The sequence below is a fragment of the Stutzerimonas kirkiae genome (assembly GCF_004327335.1).
Classification (GTDB): domain Bacteria; phylum Pseudomonadota; class Gammaproteobacteria; order Pseudomonadales; family Pseudomonadaceae; genus Stutzerimonas; species Stutzerimonas kirkiae.
Genome location: NZ_QJUO01000030.1, coordinates 30,711 through 46,316 on the forward strand (window position 1 = coordinate 30,711; position 15,606 = coordinate 46,316).

Below are 15,606 nucleotides of genomic sequence, written 5' to 3' on the forward strand. Positions count from 1 at the left end.
GTATCGAACACCTGGCAATGGAGGGTTCTCAACGCTGTGAGGTCTGCTGTTCCTGCCAGCGTTTCAGGTTATCCAGCAGCAGCTTGCGGGTCACACCGGAAGCCTGCAATTCTCGCATTTTCCGCTCCAGTTGTACGCGCAAGGCGGCATCGTTGCAGGACGAGTCGTGGCCGATCGCCAAGTGCATGCCGCGCTGCGCGACGGCAGGCTCCAGGCGCTGCAGCGAATCCAGCTCGCCCAACGCGCCTAACCGCGCCACGGCGCCATAGCGTTCGTACAGCAGGTAATCGACCTTGCCGCCCAACAACTGCTGCAGGCCCTGGGCGAAACTGGCCGCATTCTCCAGTTGCAAGTGCCCGTCAATCACGCCATCGCCGCCCCTGGGCAGCAGGCCACGATGCCCGAGCAGATGCCCGGGCTCGGCATAGACCATGGGCTGGTCACGGCGTACCCAGGCGGAGGTATCCAATACCGCAATCGCCGGCTCGATGAAGTCCATGGTCGGCACCGACGCTGGCACCAGGGCATCGGCCAGGATATCCATGCGCCCGCTCTCGACCTCGCGCCAGGCCGCCTGTGCATCACCGCTGCGCAGTACGTCGATGGTCAGGCCAAGGGAATTGCCGATACGCTTGAGCAAGTCCGCATTGCTACCGATCAGGCGCTTGCCGTCCTGCGGGTCGCGCCAGAGGAACGGCGGGTTGTCCTGCGCACCGGTGGCGACCAGGTAATCGCACTTGCCTACGGCGGCAGTGGCCCACTGAGGCAGCGCCGCGAGAACACTCAGCAGAATGGAACAGACAAGACGCATGGGCCGACAGCCTCCTTCGAATCCATGAGCGACCGGCAAGGCCGCGCATAGTAGCATCCGCCGCCCCGGGGCGACGCCCAGAACCTGTTCACGATCTCGCGAGCGGGGTCCGGCAAGGCGCAACGACCCAAGGGAGTAACAGCCGAAGGCTGTTCCTAAGGGTGAGCGCCAGCGAATCAAACAGGCGAGAAACATAGCGGAGCGAAGTAACAGCCGAAGGCTGGCCCGCCAGGGTGGCGCGCGGCGAGTCAAGCGGAGTTTACCAGTGGCAAATGAGCATGGCTCGCTTCGCTCGCCCCTTCGGCGCCGCACTGGAAGTGCGTTAGCCGCAAGCGGCTTGCCGGGCCTGTTTTTAACGCAGCGGGGCCGACGCGCGGCAGATCGTGAACAGGTTCTCAGGCGCCTGCCTTGCTGGCGAGGTAATGCAGGGGCAAGCGGGTGGTGGACTTGATCTGCTCCATGGCGAAGCTGGAGCTTACATCGGTGATGCCGGGAATCCGGATCAGGCGCTTGTAGACCGTGTCGTAGCCGGAGATATCCGGGATCACGATACGCAGCAGGTAGTCGGTGTCGCCGGCCATGCGGTAGCAGTCGACCACTTCCTCCATGGTGCTGATAGCGGCGTGGAACTGCTCGAGCCAGTCGGCATTGTGCTGGTTGGTGCGGATCGCCGCGAACACCGTGACCGCGACATTCAACTGGCGCGGATCGAGCAGCGCCACGCGGCCACGAATCACCCCCAGCTCTTCCAGGCGCTGGATACGCCGCCAGCAGGCGGTGTTGCCCAGGCCGACCCGCTCGGCGATCTGCGCAACGGAACGCACGCAGTCATCCTGCAACAGATCCAGAATCCCCCGATCGAACTTGTCCACGGCTGCACTTCCGCGCCAGGGGCCATTTATTCCAGATTGGAATAAATAAATTCACATGGATTTTATCCATGGAAATATCAGTCTAAAAAAATGGCCGAAATGAAAAAATATTCTCCATTAATACAAAAACAGGGATCAATAATCAAAAAAATTCTCCAACAGCGTTAGTAGCATTTCCAGCCACATATCCACCGAAATCGTCCGCGAAACACCATGACCACATTACCCCTGTACTTCGATTACGCCGCCACCACCCCCGTCGACGACCGTGTCATCCAGGCCATGCTCGGCTGCCTGGGCAATAGCGGCACCTTTGGCAACCCCGCTTCCAGCTCCCATGCCTTCGGCCAGCATGCCCGCGCCGCCGTGGAGCTGGCGCGGCGCCAGGTGGCGGAACTGGTCGGCGCCAGTGCGGACGACCTGATCTGGACCTCCGGCGCCACCGAATCGAACAACCTGGCCCTCAAGGGCGTCGCCCAGGGCGGCGACGGCACACGCCGGCACATCATCACCAGCCGCCTGGAACACAAGGCGGTGCTGGATACGGTCCTGCAACTGGAGCAGCAAGGTTTCCCGGTGACCTGGCTGGAACCCGACCATGAGGGCCTGATCCAGCCCGAGGCGGTACGCGCCGCCCTGCGCGACGACACCCTGCTGGTGTCGCTGATGCGGGTCAACAACGAGCTGGGCACCCTGACCGACATCGCCGCCATCGGCGCGCTGGTCCGTGAGCATGGCGCCCTGTTCCACGTCGATGCCGCCCAGGCGACCGGCAAGGTGGACATCGACCTGGCCGGGCTGGCGGTGGACCTGATGTCCTTCTCCGCGCACAAGACCTATGGGCCGAAGGGCATCGGCATGCTCTACGTCGGCGAGCGCGCCCGCGAACTGCTACGGGCGCAGATCCACGGCGGCGGGCATGAACAGGGCTTGCGCTCCGGCACCCTGGCCACCCACCAGATCGTCGGCATGGGCAGCGCCTTCGCCTTCGCCCGGGCGGAAATGGCGGAAGAACGCCAGCGTATCGGCGAGCTCTCCGCGCTGTTGCGCGATGCCCTGCTGGCCTTGCCCGGCGTGCGCCTCAACGGCAGCGCCAAGCAGCGCATCCCGCACACCCTCAACCTGCTGATCGAGCGCCCCGGCTTCGAACCCGGCGACCTCGGCGCGGACCTGGCGCTGTCCACCACCTCCGCCTGCAACTCGGCCAGCGGCGGCCCTTCCCATGTGCTGCTGGCCCTCGGCCTGAGCCCGGCCCAGGCCTACAGCAGCCTGCGCCTGAGCCTGGGCCGGCACACCCGGCGCGAGGAAGTGCAACGGGCCATCGAAATCATCCGCCAGGCATTGGCGGGATAGAGGCAGCAGCAAGCCCAAAGAGCCGATTAAAAGCGCTGGCTGGACGTGGAAGCCTTGGTTTCGGATGCTTTTTCGTCCAGCCTCCAGCCTCCAGCGCTTTTATCGAAGCCCCTGACCTGTAACACGATCGCCCTGACACCACAGCCTTCCGACTTGTAGCTTGTAGCTTGTAGCTTGCTTATGATCCCACTCCGCGACGATTCCAATAAAAACAATCGACGGAGCAGCCCATGTCCCTCAGCGATATTCTCCTGCTGGTGCTAGCCGGCTTTGCCGCAGGCGGTATGAATGCACTGGCCGGCGGCGGTACCTTCTTCTCGTTCCCGGCGCTGCTGGCCATCGGCCTGCCACCGGTCACCGCCAATGCCACCAATGCCGTCGCGCTCTGGCCGGCCAGCCTGTCCGGCGCCTGGGCGGCCCGTTCCAGCCTGCAACCCCTCGGGCGCTACCTGCTGCCGCTGTTGCTGGCGGGCCTGGCCGGTGGCCTGCTGGGCGGGCTGTCGCTGCTGGGCGGCGGCGACGATGTGTTTCGCCGGATGATCCCCTGGCTGCTGCTCGTCGCGACCCTGCTGTTCGCCTTCAGCCCCTGGCTGGGACGGCTGCTGGCGGCCCGACGCGAAGAAGCCGAGCGCCCGCCGCACACACCGGCCTCCCTCGCCGCACACGGGCTGGTATCGGTCTACGGCGGCTACTTCGGCGCCGGCATGGGCATCCTGCAACTGGCGGCCTTCTCCATCGAAGGGCACCCACTGGTACGCTCGAATGCCTTGAAGAACCTGATCTCGGCGGTGATCTACAGCGTCGCCAGCCTGACCTTCATCATCGCCGGGCGCGTCAGTTGGCCCGAGTTGCTGGTGCTGTTGGCCGGTACCATCCTCGGCGGCTACGCGGGCGGCGCCCTGAGCCAGAAACTGCCGGCGCGCTGGCTGCGCGTGCTGGTCATCACCGTCGGCGGCGGGATGACCCTCTACTATTTCTGCATCACCTGAATCGCAGCGTGCGCCATGCGCACCAGGGCGATCACACTATGCCGTTATTCCCGGAAAGGAGCTTCGACAAAAGCGCTGGAGGCTGGAGGCTGGACGAAAAACACCGCTTGCCACGCGCTTTCGTCCAGCCTCCAGCGCTGTTTTCGGCTGTTTGCCGTGCCCTGCGGTGCGCACGACGGACCCTACGGCAGCGGCGACCGAACTGCTAGAATGCCCGGCCTTTCGCACGACAGCCGATCATCGCCATGTCCCGCCTCAATCCCCGCCAGCAGGAAGCCGTCCACTACATCGGTGGCCCGATGCTGGTGCTGGCCGGCGCCGGTTCCGGCAAGACCAGCGTGATCACCCGCAAGATCGCCTACCTGATCCAGCAATGCGGCATCCGCGCCCAGTACATCTGCGCGGTGACCTTCACCAACAAGGCCGCCCGCGAGATGAAGGAGCGCGTCGGCAGCCTGCTGCGCCCCGGCGAGGGCAAGGGCCTGACGGTTTCCACCTTCCACAACCTGGGCCTGAACATCATCCGCAGGGAATACGCCCGGCTGGGCTACAAGCCCGGTTTCTCGATCTTCGACGAAGGCGATATCAAGTCGCTGCTGTCCGACATCATGCAGAAGGAATATTCCGGCGATGACGGCGTGGACGAAATCAAGGGCTACATCGGTAACTGGAAGAACGACCTGGTGCTGCCGGAACAGGCGCTGGCCGAGGCGCGCAACCCCAGGGAGCAGACCGCCGCCATCGTCTACACCCATTACCAGCGCACCCTCAAGGCTTACAACGCGGTGGACTTCGACGACCTGATCCTGCAGCCGGTGAAGCTGTTCCAGGAGCACCCCGAGGTGCTGGAGAAATGGCGTAACCGCGTGCGTTACATGCTGGTGGACGAATACCAGGACACCAATGCCAGCCAGTACCTGCTGGTCAAGCTGCTGGTGCAGGAGCGCGCGCACTTCACCGTGGTCGGCGACGACGACCAGTCGATCTACGCCTGGCGCGGCGCGCGGCCGGAGAACCTGATGCAGCTCAAGGAGGACTTCCCGTCGCTGAAGGTGGTGATGCTGGAGCAGAACTACCGCTCCACCAGCCGCATCCTCAAGTGCGCCAACGTGCTGATCGCCAACAACCCCCACGCCTTCGAGAAGCAATTGTGGAGCGAGATGGGCCACGGCGACCCGATCCGCGTGATCCGCTGCCGCAACGAGGACGCCGAGGCCGAGCGCGTGGCGCTGGAAATCCTCACCCTGCACATGCGCCACCAGCGCCCCTACAGCGACTTCGCCATCCTCTACCGGGGCAACCACCAGGCCAAGCTGATCGAGCTGAAACTGCAGCACCACCAGATTCCCTACCGGCTGTCCGGCGGCACCAGCTTCTTCGCCCGCCAGGAAGTCAAGGACCTGATGAGCTACTTCCGCCTGCTGGTCAACCCGGACGACGACAACGCCTTCCTGCGGGTGATCAACGTGCCTCGCCGGGAAATCGGCTCGGCCACCCTGGAAAAGCTCGGCAACTACGCCACCGAACGCAAGACCTCGATGTACGACGCCTGCGACGAGATCGGTCTCGGCGAACACCTCGACAGCCGCTACATCGACCGCCTGCAACGCTTCAAGCACTACATGGACCGGCTGCGCCAGCAGTGCGCCCAGGACGACCCGATCGCCGCCCTGCGCAGCATGGTGATGGACATCGACTACGAGAACTGGATACGCCAGCACACCTCCAGCGACAAGGCCGCCGACTTCCGCATGGGCAACGTCTGGTTCCTCATCGAAGCGCTGAAGAACACCCTGGAGAAGGACGAGGATGGCGACATGACCATCGAGCAGGCCATCGCCAAGCTGGTGCTGCGCGACATGCTGGAACGCCAGCAGGAAGAGGAAGACGGCGCCGAGGGCGTGCAGATGATGACCCTGCATGCCTCCAAGGGCCTGGAGTTTCCCTATGTGTTCGTCATCGGCATGGAGGAAGAAATCCTCCCGCACCGCTCCAGCATCGAGGCCGACACCATCGAGGAAGAACGCCGCCTGGCCTACGTCGGCATCACCCGCGCACGCCAGACCCTGGCCTTCACCTTCGCCGCCAAGCGCAAGCAGTACGGCGAGGTGATCGACTGCCTGCCCAGCCGCTTCCTCGATGAACTGCCGCCCGAAGACCTGGAATGGGAAGGCCAGGAAGAAGCCCCGGTGGAAGTCAAGGCCGCCCGCGGCAACACCGCCCTGGCGGATATCCGGGCGATGTTGAAGCGATAGAAGCGGCTGCAAGCTTAATCAGCGTGAAAGGCAAGGCGATCGCGCTATGCCGTTATTCAGCGGGAAGGTGCTTCGATAAAAGCGCTGGAAAGCTGGACGAAAAACACTGCTTGCCACGCGCTTTCGTCCAGCCTACCCGCGAGGTGTCGTGGGTAATCTACCGCTGGGGTGACGCAGTACGGCGCCCTTCTCCCCTTGCGGGAGAAGGGCTGGGGAAGAGGGGTAGCGCTCGCCAGGGCGCTGTTGTTCAGTTCGAAACGCCTGACTGCCTGGCGGCAGCCCCTCCCCAGCCCTCTCCCGCGAGGGGCTAGCGTATGCACACGAGCCTGCGGATGCTCTGTTGGCGCTCAAACGTTCCACCCTGCGCAGGCCTTACCCCTTGATACCATCCGCCCCGAACACTTGCTGCAACCGCTCGGCGAACAACACCCGCTCGGACCAGGTGGTCAGTGTGGCCTCATCGGCGCTTTGCAGGCGCTGTTCGAGCGCATCGGGCAGTGCGCCGAACTTGAGCTGCAACTGGCGACGCAGGGTGTCTGTGCGGCCTTCGATCTTTCCTTCGATCTTTCCTTCGATTTTCCCCTCGACCTTGCCTGCCAGACGCCCCCTGGCTTCGGCTTCCGCCTTTTCCGTTACCTCGTCATGCAGTGCGCGCTCACGCACGAAGGCCAGGCGCCGGGCTTCGTCATCGTCGGAGAGTGCTTGCAGGCGCGCGTGGGCCTTCTTGACTGCCGGGCTTTCGATGCTTTGCATGAGGACGACCTCCTGCCAGTGCTTCAAATAGAGAATCCAGTCTGCCAGAGTGCTGCCACCTTGGGAATGCAGGCGGTCGGCCTTGGGCAGCTCGATCAGGTGCAGTTGCAGGCTGCGGTCCAGGCGTATCTGCGGCCGTTGCCGGTCGCGCAGTTCGAAGGCCCAGCAGGCCTGTTCCTCCTCGAACAGGTCGAAGTCCATCAGGTGGATGCCGATTACCGGTTGCACCTGCTGGTAGCCATCGCCCGCCTGCAATTGCCGGCCCAGGTTGCGCGCCAGGTAGTAGAGGCTGCGCGAGGGCCAGCCGGCGTGGTTGCGGGTCTGCATCTCGATATTGAACAACTGCCCGTTGCCGTCGCGGGCGAGGATGTCCAGTACGATGAATTTGTCGGTCAGCTCCTCCGGGGCGATCTGCGGGTTGAGCACCTGCAGCTCGACAATCGGTGGCTCGTTGCTGCGCACGGCGTTGATCAGGTTGGCCAACAGATCCGGTGCCTCGGCGAACAGGCGCTTGAAGATGACATCGAGCTTGGGGTCGAGCAGGGGCTGTCCGGGCACGGCGGGCATCCTTGTCGCTGATGGATGCCCGCACTGTATCGAGTCTCGCCAGGAAAGACCGTGAAGCCGTTCACGGATGGAACACGCCAGTAGGGATGATTCCTCGCAAAGGGAAAGGGGGGAAAACCAAGCACCCCCTTTCCAGCCTCTAGCCTTCCCGATGATACCCAGTGATACGTTCGACTTCGTCCTTCGAACCGAGGAAGACCGCCACGCGCTGGTGCAGGGACTCGGGCTGGATATCGAGGATGCGCTGGTGGCCGTTGGTGGCGGCGCCGCCGGCCTGCTCGATGATGAACGACATCGGGTTGGCTTCGTACATCAGCCGCAGCTTGCCGGGCTTTTCCGGCTCGCGGGCATCGCGTGGGTACATGAACACGCCGCCACGGGTGAGGATGCGGTGCACGTCCGCCACCATCGAGGCGATCCAGCGCATGTTGTAGTTCTTCTCCAGCGGCCCGGTCTCGCCCGCCAGCAGTTCCTCGACGTAACGCTGCACCGGCGCTTCCCAGTGGCGCTGGTTGGACATGTTGATGGCGAACTCGGCGGTGGCCGGCGGCACGCGGATATCGTCATGGGTCAGTACGAAGCTGCCCAGTTCGCGATCCAGGGTGAAACCCTTGACGCCATTGCCCAGGGTCAGCATCAGCATGGTCTGCGGCCCGTAGATCGCATAACCGGCCGCTACCTGGCGGGTGCCGGGTTGCAGGAAGGCTTCCTCGCCCAGGGCATCGTTCTGGCTGAAGCATTCGCCCGGGCAACGCAGCACCGAGAAGATGGTGCCGACCGAAACGTTGACATCGATGTTGCTGGAGCCGTCCAGCGGGTCGAAGACCAGCAGGTAGGCGCCCTTGGGGTACTTGCCGGGGATCTGGTAGGCATTGTCCATTTCCTCGGAAGCCATGCCGGCCAGGTGCCCGCCCCACTCGTTGGCCTCCAGCAGGATTTCATTGGAGAGCACGTCCAGCTTCTTCTGCACCTCGCCCTGCACGTTCTCGGTGCCCATGCTGCCCAGCACGCCACCCAGCGCGCCCTTGGAAACCGCATGGCTGATTTCCTTGCACGCACGCGCCACCACTTCGATAAGGAAACGCAGATCCGCAGGCGTGTCATTGCTGCGGGTCTGTTCGATCAGGTAGCGGCTCAGGGTTACGCGGGACATGGAAAGGCTCCGGGGCTGGAAAATGCGCGCAGTTTAGCGCGACTCGGCGTGCAATGGTAAAAGCAGCCATAGGCTTGAAGCCGTTACAGGGTGCTCCATGGCACAGGTCCTGTGCAACGACTGCCATGCCCAGCGCGCCTACCAGAGCGAGGTTACCAATTGACTGCGAGCACGCTAAAAAAGCGTTCGACGCTGGTAAAACGGTGACTCAAGCGTCATGCTTGGCGTCTGCCTGTATCCGCAACGTTCTGTTTTAGGAATCTCCCCGGCATGAGCCGCGATAGCCGTTACCTGGAAGCCATCCTTCATCACGATATCCCGCTGACGCGCGCCATGGGCCTGCGCGTCGAACAGTGGGAAAACCACGAGCTGCGCCTGCGTGCGCCACTGCAGGAGAACATCAACCACAAGAGCAGTATGTTCGGTGGCAGCCTTTACTGCGTATCGGTCCTGGCCGGCTGGGGCTGGATGCACCTGCGCCTGCGCGAGGCCGGTATCGAGGATGGCCATATCGTCATCCATGAAGGACAGATCGCCTACCCGCTGCCGGTGGTCGACGATGCGGTCGCCGTCTGCCCACCGCCCACGGACGAAGCATGGAATCGCTTCGAGACCATCTACCGCCGCCGCGGCCGCTCGCGTATCGCCCTCGACAGCCACATCCTGACCGCCGACGGTCGCGAAGCCGTGCGCTTCAGTGGCCAGTTCGTGCTGCACAGGTAATAACGCGCTACGCACGCCCCAAAGCCGACAAGAGCGCCTTCCAGCCTCCAGCGCTCTTGTCGGCTTTTTACTTCCAGCTTCCAACCGCATCTGACGCTACAATCCCCTGTTTCAATCACCCCCGGAGCCACGCCCGCCCGTGTCCGTATTGCGCCTTCCGTCCATGCCTGCCGCGAGCGGCAGGCAACACTGGGGCAACCTGCCCGGTGCCGCGCTGAGCCTGGCCATCGCCGAGGCCGCCAGCAGCGCCAAACGATTCACCCTGCTGCTCACCGCCGACAGCCGCAGCGCCGATCGCCTGCAGGAAGAGCTGGCGTTCTTCGCCCCCGAGCTGCCGGTGCTGCACTTTCCCGACTGGGAAACCCTGCCCTACGATCTGTTCTCGCCGCACCAGGACATCATTTCCCAGCGTATCGCCGCGCTCTACCAGTTGCCGCAACTGGAGCACGGCGTGCTGGTGGTGCCGGTCAGCACCGCCCTGCACCGGCTGGCGCCCAAGCGCTTCCTGCTCGGTTCCAGCCTGGTGCTGGATGTCGGGCAGAAGCTCAACGTGGAGCAGATGCGCAGCAACCTGGAAGGCGCCGGCTACCGCTGCGTGGAAACCGTCTACGAGCATGGCGAGTTCGCCGTGCGCGGGGCGCTGATCGACCTGTTCCCGATGGGCAGCCCGCTGCCCTACCGCATCGACCTGTTCGACGACGAAATCGAGAGCCTGCGCACCTTCGACCCGGAGAACCAGCGCTCCATCGACAAGGTGGAGTCCATCCGCCTGCTGCCGGCCCGCGAGTTCCCGTTGCAGAAAACCTCGGTGACCGGCTTTCGCGCACGCTTTCGCGAGCGCTTCGACGTGGACTTCCGCCGCTGCCCGATCTACCAGGACCTGTCCACCGGCATCACCCCGGCGGGCATCGAGTACTACCTGCCACTGTTCTTCGACGAAACCGCCACGCTGTTCGACTATATCCCCGCCGACACCCAGGTGTTCTCGCTGCCGGGCATCGAGCAGGCCGCCGAGCAGTTCTGGAAGGACGTGCGCAGCCGCTATGAAGACCGCCGGGTCGATCCCGAGCGCCCGCTGCTGCCGCCGGGCGAGCTGTTCCTGCCGGTGGAGGATTGCTTCGCGCGCCTGAAACAGTGGCCACGGGTGGTCGCCGACACACAGGATATCGAGCCCGGCATCGGGCGCGAGCGTTTCCCGGCGCAAGCGTTGCCGGAGCTGGCGATAGAAGCCAAGGCCAGCGAGCCGTTGGGCGCCCTGCGCCGTTTCCTCGACGGCTTCCCCGGACGGGTATTGTTCACCGCCGAATCGGCGGGGCGCCGGGAAGTGCTGCTGGAGCTGCTGGCGCGGCTCAAGCTGCGGCCGCAGAGCGTCGACGGCTGGCCGGGCTTCCTCGCCAGCGAGGAACGCCTGGCGATCACCATCGCCCCGCTGGACGACGGCCTGCTGCTGCAACACCCGGAGCTGGCGCTGATCGCCGAAAGCCCGCTGTTCGGCCAGCGCATCATGCAGCGCCGGCGCCGCGAGAAAGGCCGCGATGGCGGCGACAATGTGATCAAGAACCTCACCGAGCTGCGCGAAGGCGCGCCGGTGGTGCATATCGACCACGGCGTCGGCCGCTACCTGGGGCTGGTCACCCTGGAGATCGAAGACCAGCCCGCCGAATTCCTCGCCCTGCAATACGCCGATGAGGCCAAGCTCTACGTGCCGGTCGCCAGCCTGCACCTGATCGCCCGCTACACCGGCAGCGACGATGCCCTGGCGCCCCTGCACCGGCTCGGTTCGGAGCAATGGCAGAAGGCGCGCAGCAAGGCCGCCGAACAGGTACGCGATGTCGCCGCCGAGCTGCTTGACATCTATGCCCGCCGCGCCGCCCGCGAAGGCTATGCCTTCCGCGACCCGCAACTGGACTACGAAACCTTCAGCGCCGGCTTCCCGTTCGAGGAAACCCCGGACCAGCAGGCCGCCATCGACGCCGTGCGCGCCGACATGCTGGCGCCGCGACCGATGGACCGCCTGGTCTGCGGCGATGTCGGCTTCGGCAAGACCGAGGTGGCCATGCGCGCCGCCTTTATCGCCGTGCACAGCGGCAGGCAGGTCGCCGTGCTGGTGCCCACCACCCTGCTCGCCCAGCAGCACTACAACAGCTTCCGCGACCGCTTCGCCGACTGGCCGGTGAAGGTCGAGGTGATGAGCCGCTTCAAGAGCGCCAAGGACGTGGAAAGCGCGGTGCGACAACTGGCCGAAGGCAAGCTGGATATCGTCATCGGCACCCACAAGCTACTGCAGGACGACGTGAAGTTCGCCAACCTGGGGCTGGTCATCATCGACGAGGAACACCGCTTCGGCGTACGCCAGAAGGAACAGCTCAAGGCGCTGCGCAGCGAGGTGGACATCCTCACCCTGACCGCCACGCCGATCCCGCGCACCCTGAACATGGCGGTGGCCGGCATGCGCGACCTGTCGATCATCGCCACCCCGCCGGCGCGGCGGCTGTCGGTGCGCACCTTCGTCATGGAGGCGAACAAGCCGACCATCAAGGAAGCGCTGCTGCGCGAGCTGCTGCGCGGCGGCCAGGTCTACTACCTGCACAACGATGTGAAGACCATCGACAAGTGCGCCGCCGACCTCGCCGAGCTGGTGCCCGAGGCGCGCATCGGCATCGGCCACGGGCAGATGCGTGAGCGCGAGCTGGAACAGGTGATGGGCGACTTCTACCACAAGCGCTTCAATGTGCTGGTGGCCTCGACCATCATCGAGACCGGCATCGACGTGCCCAGCGCCAACACCATCATCATCGAGCGCGCCGACAAGTTCGGCCTGGCGCAACTGCACCAGTTGCGCGGCCGCGTCGGGCGCAGCCACCACCAGGCCTACGCCTACCTGCTGACGCCGCCGCGCAAGCAGATGACCGAGGACGCCAGCCGGCGCCTGGAGGCCATCGCCAATGCCCAGGACCTCGGCGCCGGCTTCGTGCTGGCCACCCACGACCTGGAGATACGCGGCGCCGGCGAACTGCTCGGCGACGGCCAGAGCGGGCAGATCCAGGCGGTCGGCTTCACCCTCTACATGGAAATGCTCGAACGTGCGGTCAAGGCCATCCAGAAGGGCGAACAGCCGAACCTGGAGCAGCCGCTGGGCAACGGCCCGGAGATCAACCTGCGGGTACCGGCGCTGATCCCAGAGGACTACCTGCCGGACGTGCACGCCCGCTTGATCCTCTACAAGCGCATTGCCAACGCCAGCGACGAGGATGGCCTGAAGGAGCTGCAGGTGGAGATGATCGACCGCTTCGGCCTGCTGCCGGAACCGGCCAAGCACCTGATGCGCCTGACCCTGCTCAAATTGCAGGCGGCCACCCTGGGCATCCGCAAGATCGACGCCGGCCCGCAGGGCGGGCGTATCGAATTCGATGCCCAGACCAGCGTCGATCCGATGGTGCTGATCAAGCTGATCCAGGCCCAGCCCAGGCGCTACCGTTTCGACGGCGCCACCTCGTTCCGCTTCCAGGTACCGATGGAGCGCGCGGAAGAACGCTTCAACACCCTGGAAGCATTGCTCGAACGCATGCAAGCCAGTGGCTGAGCCATGACGCCGCCAGCCGAGCAGGTACATCCGGAGCAGGGTGTGCAGCCCGTCGCCCGCCTGAGCCTGGCCAGCCACCTGGGGCTGACCTATCGCGCGGGCCAACAGCGCATGGTGCGCGAGTACCAGCACCGCGCCGGCCTGGTGTTCGTCTATGCCGGCGCCAGCGTGCATGGCCGGCGCGACGGCGAACCAGTGCGCCTGCCGCAGGCCGACGGCGAACGCCTGATCGCCCGCCAGCCGCAGGCGGAACAGGCGTTGCGCCAGCGCCTGCGTGAACTGGGGCTGAGCCCGGCACTGCGGCAGAGCCAGGCGCTGCCCAACGACTCGGCGGAAATGTTCCAGGCCGCCAGCGAGGAAGGCTGGCTGCAGTTCGTCCAGCATGGCCTGCCGGAACTGCGCCGCGAGGGCTGGCGGATCGAGATCCAGCCGGGTTTCCTCTACGACTTCAGCCCGGTGGATGACTGGTACCTGGACATCCGCCATGGCGATGGCGAGCCGAACCATATCGAACTGGAGCTGGGCATCGTCATCGACGGGCATCGCCACAGCCTGCTGCCCTTGCTGGTGCGGCTGCTGCGACAGGCCCCGGAACTGCTCAACAGCCGTTCGCACAAGACCCGTGGCGGGCTGCGGGTACGCCTGGAATCGGGCGCCAACGTGATACTGCCGTTCGCCCGCCTGAACGCCATCCTCGGCACCCTCGGCGAGCTGTACCTGCCCGACCAGCCTGGCGGCAACAGCCTCAGGCTGCATCGCCTCGACCTGTCGCGCCTGGCCCAACTGGGCCAGAACGGCCTGCGCTGGCAGGGTGACCGGCAGTTGCCGGCAGCGGCCGCCCCGGCAACCGCCGGCGTCTCCCCGAGCGGCCTCAAGGCCAGCCTGCGGCCCTACCAGTTGCAGGGGCTGGCCTGGATGACCCACCTGCGCGAACTGGGTGCCTGCGGCATCCTCGGCGATGACATGGGGTTGGGCAAGACCCTGCAGAGCCTCGCCTACCTGCTGCAGGAAAAACAGGCCGGGCGCCAGCGCCAGCCGGCGCTGGCGATCATGCCGACCAGCCTGATCCCCAACTGGCAGGACGAGGCCGCGCGCTTCACCCCACAGTTGCGCGTGCTCGCCCTGCACGGCGGCAACCGCCACCGTCATCGCCAGGAGCTGGCCGAGTACGACCTGCTGCTGAGCACCTACGCCCTGCTGCCCAGGGATATCGACTACCTGCGCGAGCAACCGCTGCACCTGCTGATCTTCGACGAGGCGCAGAACCTCAAGAACCCCAGGAGCAAGGCCGCCCTGGCCGCCCAGCAACTGCAGGCCGGGCAGCGCCTGTGCCTGTCGGGCACGCCGGTGGAGAACCACCTGGGCGAACTCTGGTCGCTGTTCCATATCCTCATGCCGGGCTGGCTGGGCGACCTGCGCGCCTTTACCCGCAACTACCGCACCCCGATCGAGAAACAGGGCGACCGCCTGCGCCTGGAACAGTTGCGCCAACGCATCGCGCCCTTCCTGCTGCGACGGCGCAAGGAGGACGTGGCCCGCGAACTGCCGGCCAAGACCGAGATCGTCCACTGGGTGGAACTGAACGAGGCCCAGCGCGAATACTACGAATGGGTGCGCGAAGAGATGCAGCACAAGGTCCGCGCGCAGATCGAACGCAACGGCCTGGCGCGTAGCCAGATCGTCATCCTCGACGCCCTGCTGCGCCTGCGCCAGGCCTGCTGCGACCTGCGCCTGCTGAAGCCGGCCCGACCGCTGCGCGGCAGCAGCTCGGCCAAGCTCGACAGCCTGCTGGAAATGCTCGACGAACTGCTGGCGGAGGGGCACCGGGTGCTGCTGTTCTCGCAGTTCACCTCGATGCTGGAACTGGTCGAGCAGGCGTTGCACAAGCGTGGCATCGACTACCTGATGCTGACTGGTGCGACCCAGGATCGCCGTACCCCGGTCGAGCGCTTCCAGGCCGGCGAAGTGCCGTTGTTCCTGATCAGCCTCAAGGCCGGCGGTACCGGCCTCAACCTGACCGCCGCCGACACCGTGATCCACTACGATCCCTGGTGGAACCCGGCGGCGGAAAACCAGGCCAGCGATCGCGCCTACCGCATCGGCCAGGACAAACCGGTATTCATCTATCGCCTGATCACCCGCGGCACCGTCGAGGAACGCATCCGCCAGATGCAACTGGAAAAGTCCCGCCTCGCCCAGGAACTGCTGGGCAGTGACAGCGAAGGCAACTGGGCACTGGACGAGCGGGAAGTGGACAGCCTGTTCGCGCCCCTGCCGAAACCGGGTACCTGACCCGGTACTGCGGCGCTCCAACCGCATGAGCTTCCTCTGCGTCTTCGTCGCAACGCGGCCTCGTTGCGAACGGATTGGCAATAGTGTGCTGGCTTCTGGAGCGTAACCGTCCCTGTGCGAATGCCTGCTGGCGGGACGGGTTCATGCGTGTTGCGTAGCGGAGCTGGCCGGGTTCACGGCACCACGGGCATCAGGACACCGCCAGCGGCATACGATCTGTCGCAGACTTGATTGCCAATCCGCTCGCACTGTCTC

The 15,606-nt window shown here is 65.1% G+C and carries 10 protein-coding genes; 6 read left to right on the forward strand and 4 right to left on the reverse strand.

What is annotated here, in order from left to right:
• Positions 1-28 precede the first annotated feature (28 nt).
• Complete coding sequence (locus DNJ95_RS15155; RefSeq protein ID WP_131185569.1) at positions 29-811, reverse strand: substrate-binding periplasmic protein; 783 nt, start codon at positions 809-811, stop codon at positions 29-31.
• Between the two features lie 395 nt (positions 812-1,206).
• A complete protein-coding gene (locus DNJ95_RS15160) occupies positions 1,207-1,683 on the reverse strand; it encodes an Lrp/AsnC family transcriptional regulator (protein ID WP_131185570.1) in 477 nt (158 codons plus the stop codon).
• A gap of 213 nt (positions 1,684-1,896) precedes the next feature.
• On the opposite strand from DNJ95_RS15160, the gene DNJ95_RS15165 reads away from it, so the two are divergent.
• From DNJ95_RS15165 to rep, 3 genes are all read left to right on the forward strand, one after another.
• Positions 1,897-3,036 carry an aminotransferase class V-fold PLP-dependent enzyme gene (locus tag DNJ95_RS15165; protein ID WP_131185571.1) on the forward strand — a complete coding sequence of 380 codons (1,140 nt, stop codon included), beginning with the start codon at positions 1,897-1,899 and terminating at the stop codon, positions 3,034-3,036.
• 230 nt (positions 3,037-3,266) lie between these two features.
• Positions 3,267-4,025: a sulfite exporter TauE/SafE family protein gene (locus tag DNJ95_RS15170; RefSeq protein ID WP_131185572.1), complete on the forward strand. Its 759-nt coding sequence runs from the start codon at positions 3,267-3,269 to the stop codon at positions 4,023-4,025.
• 245 nt (positions 4,026-4,270) lie between these two features.
• Positions 4,271-6,280 carry a DNA helicase Rep gene (gene rep / locus DNJ95_RS15175; protein ID WP_131185573.1) on the forward strand — a complete coding sequence of 670 codons (2,010 nt, stop codon included), beginning with the start codon at positions 4,271-4,273 and terminating at the stop codon, positions 6,278-6,280.
• A gap of 372 nt (positions 6,281-6,652) precedes the next feature.
• Here the strand turns inward: rep and DNJ95_RS15180 are convergent, their stop codons facing one another.
• The gene (locus tag DNJ95_RS15180) at positions 6,653-7,591 is read right to left on the reverse strand and encodes an Rpn family recombination-promoting nuclease/putative transposase (RefSeq protein ID WP_131185574.1); all 939 of its coding nucleotides are present in this window, start codon (positions 7,589-7,591) and stop codon (positions 6,653-6,655) included.
• Between the two features lie 148 nt (positions 7,592-7,739).
• Positions 7,740-8,753, reverse strand: coding sequence for a class 1 fructose-bisphosphatase (locus DNJ95_RS15185; protein ID WP_131185575.1), 1,014 nt, complete (start codon positions 8,751-8,753; stop codon positions 7,740-7,742).
• A 270-nt stretch (positions 8,754-9,023) separates the two neighbouring features.
• Between DNJ95_RS15185 and DNJ95_RS15190 the strand changes: the two genes are divergently transcribed.
• From DNJ95_RS15190 to DNJ95_RS15200, 3 genes are all read left to right on the forward strand, one after another.
• Positions 9,024-9,476 carry a thioesterase domain-containing protein gene (locus tag DNJ95_RS15190; protein ID WP_131185576.1) on the forward strand — a complete coding sequence of 151 codons (453 nt, stop codon included), beginning with the start codon at positions 9,024-9,026 and terminating at the stop codon, positions 9,474-9,476.
• 139 nt (positions 9,477-9,615) lie between these two features.
• Positions 9,616-13,059 carry a transcription-repair coupling factor gene (mfd, locus tag DNJ95_RS15195; protein WP_131185577.1) on the forward strand — a complete coding sequence of 1,148 codons (3,444 nt, stop codon included), beginning with the start codon at positions 9,616-9,618 and terminating at the stop codon, positions 13,057-13,059.
• A gap of 3 nt (positions 13,060-13,062) precedes the next feature.
• Complete coding sequence (locus tag DNJ95_RS15200; protein WP_131185578.1) at positions 13,063-15,351, forward strand: DEAD/DEAH box helicase; 2,289 nt, start codon at positions 13,063-13,065, stop codon at positions 15,349-15,351.
• Positions 15,352-15,606: the final 255 nt, after the last annotated feature.

Bases quoted from the DNA above. Each gene is read 5' to 3' on its own strand.
- DNJ95_RS15185 (WP_131185575.1), bottom strand. From the start codon at position 8,753: ATGTCCCGCGTAACCCTGAGCCGCTACCTGATCGAACAGACCCGCAGC.
- DNJ95_RS15155 (WP_131185569.1), bottom strand. From the start codon at position 811: ATGCGTCTTGTCTGTTCCATTCTGCTGAGTGTTCTCGCGGCGCTGCCT.
- DNJ95_RS15170 (WP_131185572.1), top strand. From the start codon at position 3,267: ATGTCCCTCAGCGATATTCTCCTGCTGGTGCTAGCCGGCTTTGCCGCA.
- rep (WP_131185573.1), top strand. From the start codon at position 4,271: ATGTCCCGCCTCAATCCCCGCCAGCAGGAAGCCGTCCACTACATCGGT.
- DNJ95_RS15200 (WP_131185578.1), top strand. From the start codon at position 13,063: ATGACGCCGCCAGCCGAGCAGGTACATCCGGAGCAGGGTGTGCAGCCC.
- DNJ95_RS15165 (WP_131185571.1), top strand. From the start codon at position 1,897: ATGACCACATTACCCCTGTACTTCGATTACGCCGCCACCACCCCCGTC.
- DNJ95_RS15190 (WP_131185576.1), top strand. From the start codon at position 9,024: ATGAGCCGCGATAGCCGTTACCTGGAAGCCATCCTTCATCACGATATC.